Here is a 17083-nt window from a genome sequence, read left to right as displayed (position 1 = left end):
ACTGCTGAAATTAACTGTACGTTTTGTATATATGCTAAATTAGAATTATCAAGTTTTTATCAGGATTCAGTTATTAATCGTGGAAGGGTGATTGTATGTACATTTATCTAAGCTCACGCAATATTCATGATCAGTTTCCCGAGGCTGCCCATTTGCCGGATGCGGTAGAGATGCACCATAATGGTGAGACCCGCTACGTTATGGAAATCGATGAGATTCTGCCTGTCGATATTCCTTCCGAAAATACATTTCGCTACGAGACACTCGACAGCAGCGGTGTAATCGGCGGCGGTTATGCGGTACTCAATAATATTCCGGTAACTGCTGATGGTCGTTCTGCCTTTGAAGCCCGTTTTATGAATCGGGCACGCAAAGTAGAAGACGAACCCGGATTTGTCGGCATACGTGTGCTGCGTCCGCTGGATGATGATACGTATGTGATTTTGACATTGTGGGATGCCGAAGAGAATTTTACGGCATGGCAGGAGTCCCAGGCGTACAGCCATGCTCACCGCAAACGGAACACCGAGGAAGGTATTGATGTACAGCAGCCTTCCATTTTCCCGCGACCTTCATTTGTGAAGACCTATGTAATCGAGAATTAATCTACTGCGCATAAACAGAAAGATTGTGCTTGACTGCCCTATTATCAAAGACCTCATCCGATCAGCCATTTTGCCGGATTGAGGTCTTTTTATGTGTGAATTTATCCTGTTTGCCCATTCACATCTATCATTTATTTATTTAAATTTGTATTTTTTTACAATTTTCTTGTAACCCCAGCCGCTTCAAATCGTAGAAGACGGTAGATTATATTCTGTATTGTTGTTAAAATGGCATTGTTATTGGAAGAAGCTATTACATTTAGAAATCGAGGGGTTATGTATGGGAATGAGTTACAACATGCAGCGCAAAAGTCAGTTGGACGCACGTGAACTGATGCTGCTTGAGTCGGAAGTAAAAACGTATGGTAAAAACATGGTCGTTGCTTATGTGCTGTGGTATTTCCTGGGCATTTTTGGAGGTCATCGCTTTTACATGGGCAAGATCGGAACAGCAGTTACACAGTTGATTCTGTCACTGACTGGTGTAGGACTGGTTGTTACAGGCGTATGGTGGGTTGTGGATGCCTTTCTGCTGCACACTTCGGTAAGAGAGCATAATGCTTATGTAGAGAATAATATTATTGATCAGATCCTAATCCAAAAGCCAATCACGCCACCAAGCTACAATTACTGATTCCAATATGCTAACCAGATATGAATTATCTCCACAGGAACTGATGCTGCTCAACTCGGAACTACGGTCCAAAGAGAAATCTTTGGCTCTATCCTACCTGATGCTAATTGGCGGACATCTGGGGGTACACCGTTTTTATCTGAGACGAACGATCAGTGCAATTGTTCAGCTTGTGTTGTTTTTGGTAGCTATGGTTGCCTATTTCGGATTTGCTTTTGCTACAGAATTTAGTGAAGAAGCGACCTGGTCATTTCTTATCTTGCTGCTGGCGACCGGATTCCCATTGTTTGTCTGGGTTGTGGTTGATCTATTCCTTATTCCGCGTATGGTAAGCGACCTAAATCAGAAAGCAGAGCAAGATGTGCTTCAGCAGATCGAGTGGCTAAGACAAAATCCTCCACCAGCACGTGAACCTATGGCTGCTCCTGCACCCGCTCCACAGCAGGGATATCAGCCGCCTCAGCTTTAATATTCGATAACAGGACTAGCTGAAACGTACACACATAGAACATACCAAAAAGAACGCTCTGTCGATGACAGGGCGTTCTTTTTGGTATTTGTAGATCGATTCTCTTACTGGTGCAGCAGTCTGTATAAGCCACAATATTTCCATACAAGATTCCCTACAAGCATGAATATTGGACTCCGGCAGATCAGGAAGATACCTTCAGCTGGCTATGGAATAGATCGCTATAGAATCCGCCTTGTTCCAGCAGCTGATCATGGGAACCCTTTTCCATAATCTGCCCGTCACGCAGGACGAGAATCTGGTCAGCTGACCGAATCGTGTTCAGCCGGTGGGCAATCACAAAGCTGGTACGTCCCTGCATCAGCCGCTGCAGTCCTTCCTGGATACGGATCTCGGTCACCGTATCAATACTGCTCGTCGCTTCATCGAGGACCAGAATTGCCGGATCGGACAACATCGCTCTGGCAATCGTGAGTAGCTGGCGCTGACCCTGACTGATCCCGCCGCCATCCCGTCCCAGATGATGCTGATATCCATCCGGCAGACGACGGATAAAGCTGTCGGCATTGGCCATTACTGCTGCCTGCTCTACCTCGGCATCTGTAGCCTCCAGCCGTCCATAACGGATATTATCCATAATCGTTCCCTCGAACAAAAATGAGTCCTGCAGCACAAATGCCATATGTTCACGCAGACTGGCACGACGCATCTGCTTGATATCCTGTCCATCTATCGTAATCATGCCTTCATCCGCATCATAAAAGCGCGAGATCAGCTGAATCAGCGTAGTCTTGCCTGCGCCGGTCGGCCCGACGAGTGCAATCATCTCTCCCGGCTCGGCTTTGAACGAGATATGCTGGAGGGTATCACGTCCTTCTCCTGTATCATAACCAAAGGACACATCACGGAATTCCACTTCTCCCTTGATTTGCTGGACAGCCTTAGCCTGCTGTTCATCGGCCTCTTCGATCTCTTCATCCATGATCTCGAATACCCGCTCGGCTCCTGCAATCGCCGACAGCAGCGTATTCCACTGATTCGCCAGATCATTGAGCGGACGTGTAAACTGGCGGGCATATTCTACGAAAATGACAATTACCCCGACAGTAATCGCACCACGGATCGCCAGTAGTCCTCCTGCTCCGGCAATCAGGGCAAAGCTCAGATTATTAAGCCCGTTCATCAGTTTGGGAATAAACCCGGAGATCGTCTGAGCCCAGAATCCGGAGAAGCGTATCCGGTCATTACGTTCGCCGAATTCACCAATTACCCGCTGCTCCTGGGCAAAGGCTTTGATAATTTTCTCTCCCGACAGCGTCTCTTCGATATAACCGTTCAGTTCACCCAGATTACGCTGCCGTTCCCGGAACAGTGGACCGGTACGCCGGGTAATCCAGCGCATTCCCAGCGCCATCAGCGGTACGACAATAAAGGTCAACAGCGTCAGCAACGGACTGAGCCACAGCATAACACCGAGCGTACCGATAAGCGTCAGCACGCTGGAGAAAATCTGAATCGCCGAGCTGTTCAGCGTCGAACTGACATTCTCGATATCATTGGTCACCCGGCTCATCAACTCGCCCTGCTGTCTCTGTCCGAAAAAAGGGATCGGCAGACGATGCAAATGCGAGAACAGATCGGCACGCATACGGTAGACCGTCTCTTGCGCAATCTCGATCATCCAAACATTTTGCAGCCAGGAAGTGACCGAGTTCAGAATATATACTGCACCCAGTGCAGCGAGAAACCAGATCCAGCTTCTGCCGGCATCCTGTTCCAGAAAATCATCAATTGCGATTCCGACCAGATACGGTCCCAGCAGTGTCAGTGCAGAGGTCAACAGCACCATGAACAGAACAAGAAACAGCTTAAAGCGGCGCTGGGAGAGATATTTCCATATCCGTCCCAGTGTACCTTTCCAGTCTTTGGCTCGTCGCTTCTTGCCTGCTGCCGGTGTTCCCTGAGGAATATCTCCCGGTTCTTCGGCCGCTACAGCCGGAGGTCTTGCAACACGAAAAGGATCAGTGAATGATTTCCACACGGCCAAGCTCCTCCTCTCCAAACTGGGATGCATATATTTTCCGGTACAGCTCCGACTGCTGAAGCAGCTCATCATGATTGCCCTGGGCGATCAGTTGTCCATCGCTGAGCAGCAGTACTTTGTCTGCCCGGATCGTCGAGCTGATCTTTTGGGTAATCAGAATTGTGGTACAGGACAACGTGCCGAGGCTCTCCAGCAGCAGTGATTCTGTGCGCACATCCAGCGCACTCGTGCTGTCATCCAGCAGCAGAATCTGTGGACGCCGCACCAGTGCTCGCGCAATAGAGAGACGCTGCTTCTGTCCGCCAGACAGATTGACTCCACGCTGGCCGAGCAAGGTATCATATCCATTCGGCAGCTGGGTAATCGTATCGTGAATCTGGGCCATCCGTGCAGCTTCTGCAATCTCTTCCATTGTGGCATGTTCATTGCCCCAGGCGATATTGTCACGAATAGTGCCGCTGAACAGTACGACTTCTTGCGGCACATAGCCAATGATACCTCGCAGCTGTTCTTCACTCATTTTGCGAATATCTTGTTCCTGCAAATAAATATGCCCGCTGTTCGCTTCGTACAGCCGTAAGATCATCTGGACCAATGACGATTTGCCCGAACCGGTCGCTCCCATAATCGCAGTCATCCGGCCTGCACGTGCTGTAAAGGAAATATCCGTCAGAATCGGCGTATCGACACCGGGATATTGAAAATAGACATGCTCAAATGCAATGCCGCGCTGTTCTTTTCGTAATGAAGAAGGATCTACCCTGGATTCGGTTAATCCTCTATTTTCAAAAACAGGATCATCGTTACGCGCTGCCGACCCTACCTCCTGATCAGATGATAGACGACTGCTCACTTCTTCTTCGGAAGCACTCATCACTTCGTCCATCCGTTCAGCCGAAGCTCTCGCTCTGGAAAAGGAAGCCACGATCATCGAGAACGCCGATAAGGCGCCCATGGTACGCATGGAGTAGTTGATAATCGCTACTACTTCACCCACTGAAGCGCTTCCACTCATAATGTCACGATGTCCAAACCACAGTACTGCAATAATACTGGCATTCATAATAAACAGGATAAACGGCATCGTCGTCTCGGTCAGACGCAGCGCAGCGACCGTATCCGTCATCAACTCACCGCTATGCTGTTCAAAACGTTTACGTTCATGATGGCGGCGAACGAATACACGAATCAGCCGCATCCCGGTCAGATTTTCCTGCATCACATTATTGACCTTATCCAGACGCCGCTGTACCAGCTGGAATCGCGCAGCAGCCCGTTTCATTACCGCGATAACAAACAATAACAGCACCGGAATACCCACGACCAGCAGCAGACCCAGCTTCACATTAACGATCAGCGCCATAATACTGCTGCCCACCACCAGCAGCGGCATCCGCAGCATGAAGCGCAGACCCATAAACAGCATGTCCTGCAAAATGGTCACATCATTGGTCAACCTTGTAATTAACGATGAAGAAGAAAAACGGCTGAACAGGGCATACGAGAAAGACTGTACTTTGGTATACAGCGCTTCCCGCAGATCATAGCCCAGCCCCTGGCTTGCATAGGAAGCATAGAACGAACTGAATATGCCGGCGACAAAAGCAATAACTGTACCCCCGACCAGAATTCCTCCCCACAGCAGCACTGTCGAAGCATCCTGACGGCTCACTCCATCATCTATAATTTTGGAGATGAGAAAGGGCTGCAGCAGTTCCAGCGCCAGCTCGATAAACATCATGAGCAGCGCCAGCACAGCGGCAACCCGGTACTTTTTGAGAAAGGCAAACATAAGCGACATGTGCATCCCCCTTGTGACAAATCTACCTTACAGCATCAGGACGGAGATACGATGTCGATCTCTTCATTCTGGGACTGTTTCTTCATATATACCCCTTTTTTGTACACTGACTTGATCATAAAGTGATTTCCCAGCTTTTTATTCGTACGGTAAATCAGTGAATTGACCTCATCCACGCCGACCAGCTCGGCATCTTCCACACAGCGCTCCGGCCAGACCTCGCGTACAATCTGTTCACGGGTTACAAAGTGGTCGAGGCAGTTATACAGCATTTTGAACAGCTGGTATTCCTTTTTGGACAGTGTAATACTGTCGCCACCGACTTGAATATTTTGCAAATAATCATTTAACCGCACTTCGTTTTCCAACAGATCGCTGATTCGGTATTCACGGGTCTCTTCAAAATCCACACCCCGTTCCAGACGCAGGCCGACCAATCCGTTTACCAGAGTCAGCTGGTCATTCTCGCTCACCGGATATTTCTGGTAAGGCTGCAGACGCTGACCATTCAGCTCGGTACCGTTCTTGCTGCCCAGGTCCTCGACGTATACGGTATTATGCTGGCGGGTAATCCGGCAGTGCTGTTTGGAGACCAGCTGATTATATAGCGGCAGATCGAGTTGGATCGTTCCGGTATGTCTGCCGATCATTGTTTCTTTTTGACTTTCTACATAAACAAACGAACCATGGCCTTCCTGGCCGGCCGTGTCGACAATCAATTTAATCATGTCCGGCATGTTAATCTCTCACTTTCGGGAATTTTGCCAAAGCTGTAATTCTGCATGTTTCCGCAGAGGCAGTGACAATTTCATCAGATTCATTTCATTGTTTGCTTGCCGTGTGGCTTTTATAGTGTATAGCAGAGAGACTGCACCACAATCAATATCCCAACCATCGACCAACATTCTTTTCATTCATTATACTATACAATTTGTGGAATATATTTCAAAGTGGAGACTGTTAATATGAAACCGAGACAAATTATTATCTATGGATTGCTTTCTTTTCTGATCGCGAGCAGCATGGCGCTGTATGTATATCTCGATCACCGAATTCTACCTCAAAGCAGCACAGATGGCGGAATACAGCAGCTGCGCATTCAGAATCTGGATGATCTGCAGCAGTTGATGCTCGACAAATCCGATAACTCCCGGACATCTACAATCCGTCCCCTCTGAGTATTGAATCTATATGCAGCTTGCCAGCAATCGTAATATCACCGTACAGTTTCGCTTGGAAAGGACAGCCATACCCTCATCCTCTTGTAGAAACGGCAGCGGCAAAATTCATTCTATTACAAAAAGCGCCTGCTTGATGCAGACGCTTTTTACTGTAACCGAATCTCTAACTTCGATATGCATTGTATTGCAGGATACAGGGAATTCGTCCCTTACGTCCATGCCCAGAAAAATCCGTCACGATCCCAGGCGACACGTCCACCATGAGACTTGCGGAATGCTTTTTTGATTTCTTTATCCAGCGAAATATTGCCGCTCTCACTGGTAAACAGGTACTGTTCTCCATATTCGGCGCGAACATGAGCGATCGCGTCCTCCTGCTTTAAGACACCCTGCTCTCGAATCTGGTCAACCATCCACTCTGCGATTTGCTGCTCTGTTGTTACTGTAGGTTCCATACTGTCTTCCTTTCCATGCTCGTTTCTTGGCGGGATGACGGTACATGATTTTGTGAAACCATAGGTTCTCCCTAACAGTAGTATACTGTAACCATCCGAAAAGGAGTGCATTCCCATGAAAAAATATATTTTATCTATCCTGCTGTTTGCTGGATTGCTGTCCGGCTGTTCAGCAGTCGATCAGGTCAGCCAGTCCGTGAACTATGTAAGTGAAGTCACTACCTATATCAATAATACTTCCCAGCTGTCCCAGCAGCTGCCTGAGCTTGCACAGCAGGCGATTACCGATCCCAGTGCACGCCAGAGCCTGATTCAGGAATTGCAAAATGCACAGAGCCAGATTAATCAGTTTCAGAATCTGCAGGTTCCCGGCTTTGCCCAGGATCTGCACCAGCAGTTATCCGGTTATACCGATACACTCGGCACGGAAGTGAATGGATTGATCGATCAGGCACAGGCAGGCAAGCTGACTCCTCAAGCACTGAACAACTCCCCTATTTTCCAGACGATCGACCAGATCACCGGTCTGTTGAACCAATTCCAGCAGCTTGGCAATAATTAACAGTATTTCACAAGCTATCTAATTTCAGCATAAACTATATAAAGGTCTTTACCAGATGATCGGGAACCTTGCCAATTAGCGAAATAAGGGTCCTGATCATTATTTTACATAATCATATATCCGTCATACACCACACGTTCAGGAGGTCTGAATATGGAACTGTCAACAACACGCTTATGGATCAGGGAATTGGTCATGGAAGATTGGCCAGCTGTACACCGATATGCTTCTGACCCTCAAGTGACTCTTCATACGATATGGGGACCCAATACAGAGCAGGATACGAGGCAATATGTACAGTCCATGCTGAATGAGCAGCAGCAGGAACCGCGTACGGTCTATGAGATGGCCGTCATTCGTCGGGAAGATAACCAACTCATAGGCGGTTGCGGCCTGCATCTATCCGATCAACAGCAGGCAGAGATTGGTTACTGTAATGATCCAGGCAGCTGGGGCAAAGGCTATGCTTCGGAAGCCGCCGCAGCCATGCTCGAATACGGATTCAACCAGCTGAATCTGCACCGAATTTATGCCAGATGCCGACCGGATAATATCGGTTCTGCCAAAGTTATGCAAAAAATAGGCATGAGCTATGAAGGGCATCTGCGGGAGCATATGTATTACAAGCAGCAGTGGTGGGATTCGTACCAGTACTCCATATTGCAGACAGAATTCCGCGAGAAAAACTCTTTTCAAAAAGGGGTTTAGCACGGCTCCGTCATAGCGCTGAACCAATATCCTCTACACCTCTGTCTTGCCACATCAATCATGACTCTACAAAAATAATAAAAGCTTCCCGATCCGCTAATGCGGAAAGAGAAGCTTTTTCTATTCGTTATTCTTATTCTAATGTAAGTAAGCTGGAGAGAAACAGAGCACAGCCTGCTGCAAACTTCATAGCAGCCGCGTATACAATTATTCTTAGCTTACTTGATCAGCTGGATATTGCCGATAAACGGCAGCGGCTTGCGCTGGCCATTGGCTGCATTAATGATACCGATGATCATAAAGACCAAAGTCGCCAGGAAAACGATAGGAGACAGGATAAATCCAATAAAGGGAATTACAGCCAGCACAACCTGTGCGGCTACTACGATAATAAACAGAACCAATCCTTGATTGGCATGATACATAGCAAACGGTGAATTACGCGCAGCCAGAAGCGGTACAAAGAACAGAATATAAGCCAGAATTGCCATTACCTTGTTACTTTGCACATCATTCGGATCTTCGTGCGGGTATGGATCTTGAAAATTGGACATGTGGATTACCTCTCTAATCTTTATATTTTCAGTTCATGATTAGCGGCAGAAAAGTAGACGTGAAGTATGCTATTATGTATGGTTGCCGTATCTTGAAATTCATCCAGAGTATAACATCAACAGACAGGTTTGAATAGATAGAATTATGCATATTCACTCAGAAGGAAAGAAGGCATGTATCTTCTTGGCAGCTTGTTAGAATCAAAATGTCATATGACAATATGCTACTGGTCAAACTGACATCAGAAACAGTAGGATACAACTGTAATCTGTACATAATAGAGATGAATCAGATTCATATGACATGCATCGCAGATGTCATATAGATCAGGATAGAATAACTGGAACAAGAGGAAATGTACGGGTATGTTCCAAATGATATTGCACTTTATACTTGTTACATCGTGTCATACTGAAGATTTTGGGAGTGGATATTATTGGTTCAGGAGATGAACAAATGGATTCAAAAGTGGTTTTGGTACAATTGGCTGATGCTGGGAATCCGCCTGCTCTGCAGCATCTCTTTGCTGCTTACTACAGTCGATAGACATGCTTATTTTATGCTGCCGTTTTGGATTCTTGTGTTATGGCAGCTGATTGCTTTTACTGTTCCATGGGTATGCTTGCAGCTCAATTACAAATACTATTTGCTTACCGAAATTGTGATTTCGGGTGGATTATGTCTTTATCTGGCATCCTTTTTTCCAGCAGCCTACCTTTCGTTCTTGTTATATGCCTTTTTGATAGCTGCCAATAGCAGACAACAATCTTATTACTGGTCTGCTCCTCTGGTTATACTGCTTGTACCCATTATATTTACACAGGTTGCCGAACAGAGTGATTTTTGGGCGATTCTGCTACAGTTTGGATTAGCGTATACGTTCGGGTTTTCTTTTCATTTACTAATGGTTAATCACCGTCAAAGCGAGATCATACGTGATCAGAATGCGGTGTTGGAGCAGTACCTGTCACAGGTAGAACGCATTACTCTAGCTGAGGAGCGGAGCCGATTGTCCAAAGAGCTCCATGATACAGTTGGACATGCTTATACCTCCTTGATTATGGGACTCGAAACCCTGCGCCCGGAGCTGGCAACAGTCACCGGTACCGAACGTCTCGATTCTCTGCTCTATCGAGCTCGTCAAAATATGGATGAAGTCAGAAATTATGTACACCAGATGCAATCGCCGCAGGAAGAACTGCCGCTCACCCAGTCTTTACAGGCTCTGGCAGATGAATTTCAGGAACATGCTAATGTGACGGTTCGTTTTCAGGCATTCGGAGAAGAGTACATGATAACCAGACAAGCCAAAACCATGCTGTATCGTTGCCTGCAGGAATCGCTGACAAATGCAGTGCGTCATGGACAGTCGACTGCAATTACCGTCTTTCTGCGATTTGAGCTTCAGCAGACCAGGCTGGAAATCCAGGATAATGGCCGCGGGACAGAACAATTGCGCGATGGATTCGGCCTTCGTGCCATGAAAGAACGGGCAATAAATGTTCAGGGACAGATTGCCATCTACAGTCAGCCGGATGAGGGCACACTTGTTACTTGCACGCTGCCAAGACAAATAGAAGCCGAAGATGAAGCAATACGTCTGTTGCTCGTCGATGATCAGCCCTTTATCCGTGATAGCCTGCAGATTATTCTGGAAGAGCAGCATGATTTACAGGTCGCCGGAATGGCAGAAGATGGTCGGCAGGCTATTGAACAGTGCCGACTGCTTCAACCGCAGTTGGTATTGATGGATCTGGATATGCCCCATATGGACGGAATCTCTGCCACCCGAATGATTAAGCAGACATGGCCGCATATCCATATTCTGATCCTCACCACATTTGAGGATACTGAACAGGCTCTGCAAGCCATGCAAAGTGGCGCAGATGGCTATTTACTAAAATCCATGCATCCGGGAGAACTGGCCGAGACTATCCGTACGGTTCATCGCGGAGGAACACTGATCGATCGGGGCATGTCACAGAAATTATTCGCACAGTTAAACGATTCGCCGATGATCCAGCCAGCTACATCCTATGATCTGACGCCGCGAGAGCTTGAGATTCTACAACTTGTCTCGGAAGGACTTCGTTACAAAACGATCGCCTCCAGATTGTATTTATCTGATGGAACCGTACGGAACTATGCTTCATCGGTCTATCTGAAGCTTGGTGTGCGCAACCGGGAAGAAGCGGTACAGAAGTCACGGGAACTGGGGATTTTATAACATCCGAAATAAATAAGAAAAGCGCAAGTGACAAGGACGTTCCCTGCCACCTGCGCTTTTTCACGTTGTTTTATGAATTAATGCTGGATAGGCAATGTATAGTAATTAAATGCCTGATCCAACCATGCACTGGCTTCCTGACGTTTCAGAAGCTGCTTGGAACGAAAGTCCAATGAGCCGTCAGTGTTGATTTGGGTATCCGGGTCGATAATACCTTGCGAGACAAGAGCAGTAATAGCTTTCGCTGCCCAAGGTGCTGTCTGATCTTTTAGTGTGATTTTGAATCGAGGCTCTGCCTGTTTGAGATTCTGGATCATTACCGCCGCTATTTCCCGGGTAATAGGCTCATTCTGCTCATACTGTGTTAATCCGGCGAGCATTTGCTTTCTATTCGGCTCGATCATAAAAGGTTGCTTGTACCACCCTTGAGCGCGCAGCAATACTTCCGAGAACTCTCCTTGAGTCATGGTTCCATCCGGGTCGAACAGATGCGCAGATTTACCGGGCATCACATTTAACGCATGAAGGTTATTAATATAAGTACGATATGAACTGTCTGCCCGTACATCGGAGAACGGTGAATCTACTTTTATTTTCTGTGCATAGGCAACCAGATCGGGCAGCTGCATATAATACAGATAAGCAATCTCGCCTGCTTTATTTTTATTGAATGTTAGTTTGTTGCCCGATTCATCTTCGAATAACAACGAATCAAGCATATGAAGAGTATGTTTACCCGACGTTCCTGTCTCCATCACCAATCTTCCATTGGAATAAGACACTTTGGATCTCAGAGCGGCAATACGTGTGTTCTGATATAATCCCACATATTCCTTGGCTTGCTGCGCAGTGATGATTTTGTGTATGGATTTGGGCGCTTTTGATTTTCGGGGATAATAATGATTCATGAATTCTTCGTATACATCCAGGCTCATCATCGAATCATTATTATAGGACATGTACATGGCTGTATTTTTCTCGGGCAAAATAACGATCAGAGAGGAGTGCCCGGTTACGTTTCCTCCTTTGAGAATAACATGCTGGTTGTTCATCTTGTCCTTAAAGTAGCCCTCAAATCCAATCGTAGTAACCGGAATTTTCTTGGAAGGAAACAATTGATACGTATGCATCTGCTTGATACTTTGTGGACTCACCACTTCTTTGCCCCGGTACGTTCCTTTGTTCAGGTGCATGATCAGATATTGGGCCATGTCCCTGGCAGTGGAGACCATACCGCCTTCCGGTTTTTCTGTAGGATTGAATCCTTCGAGTGCTATCCGTTTACCATCGGGTCCATAATGGGCAGCCATTCGCTTTAATAAAGAAGGCGTAAATTGTACGCTCGTCGATGACATCCCCAGCGGTTTGAAAATATTCTTTTGCATGTACTGGGAATAGGATGTACCTGCCACCTGTGCGATGGCATAGCCAGCCAGCATAAACCCGAAATTGTCATAGGTATAGGCTTCTCCGGGAGGTCTGACGACTGTAGGCATATGTGATTCGATATATGACTTCATTGGGAAATAGTGATGTACATATTCCGGATAGGATTCGTTGGCAATGTCCGGCTCATCAAATCCGCCTGAATAGGTAAGCAGGTCAAACATCGTCAGCTTTTGGCCTGTTGTATTCGGAACTTTGATTCCTCCCAAATAATCCTGAATATCACGATGCAAATCCATTTTCCCTTTATCCACCAGCTGCATCGCTGCCAATGCTGTGAACGATTTGGTCACCGACCCGATCTGGAACACCGTATTGGAGTCTACCGGAATTTTCTTCTCTCTGTCTGCATACCCGTATCCCTTACTAAGCATCACTTTACCATTGGTGATTACGACAAAATTGGAACCGACCGTATTGAATTTCTTCATTTTGTCCGCAAATACCCGGTCTGCGAATTTCTCCAGTTCTTTGGTATTGTTCGGCCCATCCCTGTCTATCTTCGAAGAGGTATGGGATATCATTGGAGCAGCAGCGGAATTACTGCTTGGTGTTGTCATACATGCGGTTGTGCATATAGAAGAGATGAGTATGACGATCAAACTGGTATACAACATTTTTTTCATGAATGGTTCTCCTTGAAATGTATTTTGCCGGATCGCATCTGGCATCACCCAGTATGGCAAAATGGCTGTCATACCGACCAGTTACATTTCGTCATGCATTACATTTCAGAGCCGGATGCCAAAAAGCAGAGCTGTTCCGTCTGTTAACGGATCGCTCTGCTTTTGGTATTTCTATGATGTATATCAAATGTCTTTTTTGCTGCTGCCGGATTTAATTCATGGTTTTGGCGAGCTGGGCAATTTCATCCGGGCTGAGTGCCTCGTTGTAGATACGTACATCATCCAGACTGCCTTTGAAATAGGCATCTGCAGCGAAGCGGCTTTTGCCCAGATAGGCTTCACGGGTCATGAGGTTTTTCGGATTAAACGTCATCTTGTCGTTCGTGCCCGCCAGTTGGCCGTTGAGGTACAATTTACCGGTATCGCCTGCCAGTGTTACTGTGACATGTACCCATTTGCCTTGTGGCATCGCTGAGCCAGTAACAATATTCTGGTTCGTATTATTCTGATGAATCGTAAACTGCATTCCGGTTCCTTGCGAAGGAGTCAGGAACATAAAGCCATTCATTCCATTGCCAAAGTCCATGATCCGCTGCCAGGCTGCGCCACCGTCCCATTTGACCCAGGCAGCAAAAGTAAAGTCCTCGCCATCGGTTACTGTTCCCGGCAGCTGTACATAATCATCCCGGCCATCCAGTGTAATCATGCCGCCACTGCCATATACATTTCGGGTTACGCCATTCATCAGCGTACCATCGTAATGATTATAGGTACTGTCTGTGACAGTGGTATCGGAAGTTTCATCGAATTTGTAATGACTTAGCAGCGGACCGCGTCCCTGCTCCAGTACAGTCACTTTGAAATTTTTGTTCTTTTTGGAACCATCTTTGGTAATGGTAGCAATCAGGGTTACTCTGGCATTGCCTTCACCAGCTGCCGGACGAGTCACTACTCCGGTATTCGAGATAATATCCGGCTTGTTGGAACGCCAGCTGATCTGTGAATCACGTGTGCCTTTTACCGGCAGATTCAGATCGTAGAATACCCCGCTAATATCACCCAGGCTCAGATCTTCATCCACACTGGAGACGATCTGTTTATCTTTGAGCTTTTCACGCTGGCTTCCCCATACACCAACACCGGACGAAGACAAGGCAGTGAGGGTGATGACTGTTTTTCCGGAATCGGCATTGGTCTCATGCAGGAATACGCCCGTATAGGTGACTCCATTCACTTTGAAAATCCCTGTATTTTTGCCTTGCAGCTCCCAGGTTCCACTAATATCACCGGTAATGGTACCGTCACTGTTCAGCTGAGCGGATACGGAATGATGAATATCCGCGCTGATATTTTTGTCCTGCGTAATCCACTGGTAGCTTCCGGCAATCTCATTTTTGCTGACTGTCGCCTGAGGCTGCTGCTCACCAGCGTACCGATATGGCGCTACGACCGGCCAGCCGTCTTTATTCATGAACATCTCATGGGTGCGTACTTCATGCGCTTCACCGCGTCCAGGGAAGCGGGAATGGAAGATCAGGAAATAACGTCCGGTCTGTTCATCATAGTAAGCAGAGTTGTGACCCGGTGATACCGCCCCTGCACCCGATCCTTCGCCGGGATCGCCAATTTCGCGGTCGAACTGGTAGTTCCCGATAATCTTGACGCCGTAGGGCTCGATCGAATCATCATCAAATAGCGGCTTGGTTGGATCAGCCTTGACGTTAGTCATCTCATTGCCTGCCGCATCGTAGAACGGTCCATCCGGTGTTTTGGAGCGGACAACGCGCAGATTGTATCCGCCAGTTGCATCCAGTCCGCCGAATGACAGGTACATGTAATAATAATCCGTATCCGGGCTATACATCATATAAGCGCCCTCGATCCGGCTGTGATTGCCACCGATTACTTTTTTGCCGTATCCCTGTCCAGGCAGAGGTTTACCGGTAGCCGGGTCCATCTGCATAACAAAGATACCGCCGGAATATGAACCATAGACCATCCATAGCTTGCCGTTCTTATCATAAAATACATCAGGGTCTACCGCATTCGGATGAATCCGTGCATCATAGATCGTGCCGTCCTCACTCTTTTGATCCCACATACCGGATTTCAGGAAAATGCCTTTATCCTTGTATGGACCTTCAATTTTGTCGGCTACTGCGATCCCCATTGCCGAACGTGGTGAATCGCCTTTGCATGCATTGTAGTACATATAGAATTTGCCATCAGCCAGCTGGATCACATCAGCAGCCCACAGCGTATCGGTCTGTGCCCAATCCAATGCTTCCTGCAGCTCGGTAGTTACATTCGGAATCAGTGCATTACCGTCGGCTACTCCGGAAGAGATCATATCCCAGTTCATTAGATCCTTGGATTTGGCAGATGCCAGATGGGAACCAAAGATATAAAATGTATCTCCCACTTTGATTACAGACGGATCATGTACAGAGGCTTCCTTATACAGAGGCGCAGCTGTACGACTGGCCTGAAGAGCTGCCATCTGCTGCTGCACATATCCCGATGATTGTACATTTACATAAGCTTGCGGCTGGTTGGCTTCGGATGCCGCAGAGATGCTGCCTGGCAGTAACAGAGCTGTTCCCAAAGCGAGAATGGTTGTTTTCTGCCATATTGGTTGTCTGGATTTCATTATTTTCTTCCTCTCTGTATATAAATCTGTGTATATATAAGGCGATAACGAAAAAATGATCAAATACATAATATTCCGTATTCGTTAATAAATATATTTACATTATTTAATTAAAACGCTTGCATAAAAGATGATATCTGTACAGATAGCGCTTACAAACATAATAATTCACTTATTTACAAATAGGCAAGAAATATATTTACATATTTGTGTATTATAAATATATAAGTTAAACAAGTAAACGATATATAATTCGTTATATTTATATCCGAGTCTTTTCCCCTTTTAGATTTACTGCTCTTCTTACCCGTATGTTCTTCCTTTTTTTCATCAAAAAAGCCTACCATCTTTCTTGATAGCAGGCTTGATTTATTGGGATCATATCCTGTTGTGGAACCAAAAAATGCTTTGTAGATGATCGGACAGATATTGTCCTCGATGTATAACCTACTCTGCTGCCAGCGTACGATTGTACACTTGCTTTTGCAGATAATCCATAAGTTGTGCCACGGAAGTAAACAGCTGATCCGGTTGTGCTTCGCGCAGTTCCTGTTCATCCCCGTCCGGTGCCCAGCAGGCAGAGGCAATAGGAATGCCTACTTCACGCGCTGCCTGGATATCACCGGGTTTGTCTCCGATATATAATGCTTCTTCGGCAGGAACGCCGAGTTGCTCCAATACACTACGAATCCCCTGCGGTTTGATCTCTTTCTCGGCAATTCCATTTTCCACCACTTCAAAATACGAAGCGATACCGAACTGATGCAGCGTATAATCGCTTGTCGGCTTACTTTTGCCTGTTACCATGGCAATATGCATACCCTGATTCCTCGCCCATGACAGTAGCTCCCGCATTCCTTCAAAAGGAGCCGGACAGATCGCGTCATGCATTTCTTTGTAGCACTGGATATAATCATGCAACGCTTCTTCCCGGTGATCCTGAAATAGCGTGCGGATAATTCCTTCCTCCGACGGGCCAAACGCATCCATAATTTCCTGATCGCTAATCTTTCTGCCCGCCCATGGTTCCAGCGCCTGATGGAACGCTTCCAGACAGAGCGGCTCAGTATTGCCAATAGTTCCATCCAGATCAAAAATAAGGCATGTAATCATGTCATGA

The 17083-nt window shown here is 46.7% G+C and carries 15 protein-coding genes; 7 read left to right on the top strand and 8 right to left on the bottom strand.

Annotation, left to right across the window (positions count from 1 at the left end):
• Positions 1-95: 95 nt before the first annotated feature.
• From H065_RS0115315 to H065_RS26045, 3 genes are all read left to right on the top strand, one after another.
• On the top strand, positions 96-605 hold the full coding sequence (locus tag H065_RS0115315; protein ID WP_017813960.1) for an antibiotic biosynthesis monooxygenase family protein: 510 nt from the start codon (positions 96-98) through the stop codon (positions 603-605).
• Positions 606-891: 286 nt separating this feature from the next.
• On the top strand, positions 892-1239 hold the full coding sequence (locus tag H065_RS0115310; RefSeq protein WP_036630103.1) for a TM2 domain-containing protein: 348 nt from the start codon (positions 892-894) through the stop codon (positions 1237-1239).
• Positions 1240-1246: 7 nt separating this feature from the next.
• The gene (locus H065_RS26045) at positions 1247-1708 is read left to right on the top strand and encodes an NINE protein (RefSeq protein WP_152425908.1); all 462 of its coding nucleotides are present in this window, start codon (positions 1247-1249) and stop codon (positions 1706-1708) included.
• 184 nt (positions 1709-1892) lie between these two features.
• On the opposite strand, the gene H065_RS0115300 is transcribed toward H065_RS26045, so the two are convergent.
• Genes H065_RS0115300 through H065_RS0115290 form a run of 3 tightly spaced genes read right to left on the bottom strand, consistent with a single transcriptional unit; the run spans position 1893 to position 6290 of the window.
• Positions 1893-3749, bottom strand: coding sequence for an ABC transporter ATP-binding protein (locus tag H065_RS0115300; protein ID WP_017813957.1), 1857 nt, complete (start codon positions 3747-3749; stop codon positions 1893-1895).
• On the bottom strand, positions 3730-5553 hold the full coding sequence (locus H065_RS0115295) for an ABC transporter ATP-binding protein (RefSeq protein ID WP_017813956.1): 1824 nt from the start codon (positions 5551-5553) through the stop codon (positions 3730-3732). The genes H065_RS0115300 and H065_RS0115295 overlap by 20 nt, the downstream gene beginning before the upstream one ends.
• Before the next feature lie 35 nt (positions 5554-5588).
• Complete coding sequence (locus H065_RS0115290) at positions 5589-6290, bottom strand: FHA domain-containing protein (protein WP_017813955.1); 702 nt, start codon at positions 6288-6290, stop codon at positions 5589-5591.
• Positions 6291-6518: 228 nt separating this feature from the next.
• On the opposite strand from H065_RS0115290, the gene H065_RS0115285 reads away from it, so the two are divergent.
• Positions 6519-6731, top strand: a complete 213-nt coding sequence (locus H065_RS0115285; RefSeq protein WP_017813954.1) for a hypothetical protein — start codon at positions 6519-6521, stop codon at positions 6729-6731.
• Between the two features lie 212 nt (positions 6732-6943).
• On the opposite strand, the gene H065_RS0115280 is transcribed toward H065_RS0115285, so the two are convergent.
• A complete protein-coding gene (locus tag H065_RS0115280; RefSeq protein WP_017813953.1) occupies positions 6944-7189 on the bottom strand; it encodes a DUF6953 family protein in 246 nt (81 codons plus the stop codon).
• Positions 7190-7304: 115 nt separating this feature from the next.
• Between H065_RS0115280 and H065_RS0115275 the strand changes: the two genes are divergently transcribed.
• Positions 7305-7751 (top strand): DUF6376 family protein, encoded by a 447-nt coding sequence (locus tag H065_RS0115275; RefSeq protein WP_017813952.1) that lies wholly within the window; start codon positions 7305-7307, stop codon positions 7749-7751.
• A 153-nt stretch (positions 7752-7904) separates the two neighbouring features.
• A complete protein-coding gene (locus tag H065_RS0115270; RefSeq protein ID WP_017813951.1) occupies positions 7905-8459 on the top strand; it encodes a GNAT family N-acetyltransferase in 555 nt (184 codons plus the stop codon).
• A gap of 218 nt (positions 8460-8677) precedes the next feature.
• Here H065_RS0115270 and H065_RS0115265 read toward each other — a convergent pair whose 3' ends face one another.
• On the bottom strand, positions 8678-9013 hold the full coding sequence (locus H065_RS0115265; protein ID WP_017813950.1) for a DUF4870 domain-containing protein: 336 nt from the start codon (positions 9011-9013) through the stop codon (positions 8678-8680).
• A gap of 449 nt (positions 9014-9462) precedes the next feature.
• Between H065_RS0115265 and H065_RS0115260 the strand changes: the two genes are divergently transcribed.
• Positions 9463-11241, top strand: a complete 1779-nt coding sequence (locus H065_RS0115260; protein WP_026136263.1) for a helix-turn-helix transcriptional regulator — start codon at positions 9463-9465, stop codon at positions 11239-11241.
• A 77-nt stretch (positions 11242-11318) separates the two neighbouring features.
• Here the strand turns inward: H065_RS0115260 and H065_RS0115255 are convergent, their stop codons facing one another.
• From H065_RS0115255 to H065_RS0115245, 3 genes are all read right to left on the bottom strand, one after another.
• The gene (locus H065_RS0115255) at positions 11319-13313 is read right to left on the bottom strand and encodes a serine hydrolase domain-containing protein (protein WP_017813948.1); all 1995 of its coding nucleotides are present in this window, start codon (positions 13311-13313) and stop codon (positions 11319-11321) included.
• A gap of 211 nt (positions 13314-13524) precedes the next feature.
• Entirely contained in the window at positions 13525-15963 is a 2439-nt protein-coding gene (gene abnB, locus H065_RS0115250; protein WP_017813947.1) for an arabinan endo-1,5-alpha-L-arabinosidase AbnB, read from the bottom strand.
• Positions 15964-16410: 447 nt separating this feature from the next.
• On the bottom strand, positions 16411-17076 hold the full coding sequence (locus H065_RS0115245; protein WP_017813946.1) for an HAD family hydrolase: 666 nt from the start codon (positions 17074-17076) through the stop codon (positions 16411-16413).
• Between the last annotated feature and the right edge of the window lie 7 nt (positions 17077-17083).

The organism is Paenibacillus shenyangensis (genome assembly GCF_000346635.1).
Lineage (GTDB): Bacteria > Bacillota > Bacilli > Paenibacillales > Paenibacillaceae > Saccharibacillus > Saccharibacillus dauci.
This window is presented reverse-complemented; position numbering and strand designations above follow the sequence as displayed.

What these genes read in the sequence shown, in the direction of transcription:
- H065_RS0115255 (WP_017813948.1), bottom strand. Translation starts at nt 13,313, where the DNA reads ATGAAAAAAATGTTGTATACCAGTTTGATCGTCATACTCATCTCTTCT.
- H065_RS0115310 (WP_036630103.1), top strand. Translation starts at nt 892, where the DNA reads ATGAGTTACAACATGCAGCGCAAAAGTCAGTTGGACGCACGTGAACTG.
- H065_RS0115270 (WP_017813951.1), top strand. Translation starts at nt 7,905, where the DNA reads ATGGAACTGTCAACAACACGCTTATGGATCAGGGAATTGGTCATGGAA.
- H065_RS0115315 (WP_017813960.1), top strand. Translation starts at nt 96, where the DNA reads ATGTACATTTATCTAAGCTCACGCAATATTCATGATCAGTTTCCCGAG.
- H065_RS0115275 (WP_017813952.1), top strand. Translation starts at nt 7,305, where the DNA reads ATGAAAAAATATATTTTATCTATCCTGCTGTTTGCTGGATTGCTGTCC.
- H065_RS0115260 (WP_026136263.1), top strand. Translation starts at nt 9,463, where the DNA reads ATGAACAAATGGATTCAAAAGTGGTTTTGGTACAATTGGCTGATGCTG.
- H065_RS0115295 (WP_017813956.1), bottom strand. Translation starts at nt 5,553, where the DNA reads ATGTCGCTTATGTTTGCCTTTCTCAAAAAGTACCGGGTTGCCGCTGTG.
- H065_RS26045 (WP_152425908.1), top strand. Translation starts at nt 1,247, where the DNA reads ATGCTAACCAGATATGAATTATCTCCACAGGAACTGATGCTGCTCAAC.
- H065_RS0115280 (WP_017813953.1), bottom strand. Translation starts at nt 7,189, where the DNA reads ATGGAACCTACAGTAACAACAGAGCAGCAAATCGCAGAGTGGATGGTT.
- H065_RS0115285 (WP_017813954.1), top strand. Translation starts at nt 6,519, where the DNA reads ATGAAACCGAGACAAATTATTATCTATGGATTGCTTTCTTTTCTGATC.
- H065_RS0115265 (WP_017813950.1), bottom strand. Translation starts at nt 9,013, where the DNA reads ATGTCCAATTTTCAAGATCCATACCCGCACGAAGATCCGAATGATGTG.
- abnB (WP_017813947.1), bottom strand. Translation starts at nt 15,963, where the DNA reads ATGAAATCCAGACAACCAATATGGCAGAAAACAACCATTCTCGCTTTG.
- H065_RS0115290 (WP_017813955.1), bottom strand. Translation starts at nt 6,290, where the DNA reads ATGCCGGACATGATTAAATTGATTGTCGACACGGCCGGCCAGGAAGGC.
- H065_RS0115245 (WP_017813946.1), bottom strand. Translation starts at nt 17,076, where the DNA reads ATGATTACATGCCTTATTTTTGATCTGGATGGAACTATTGGCAATACT.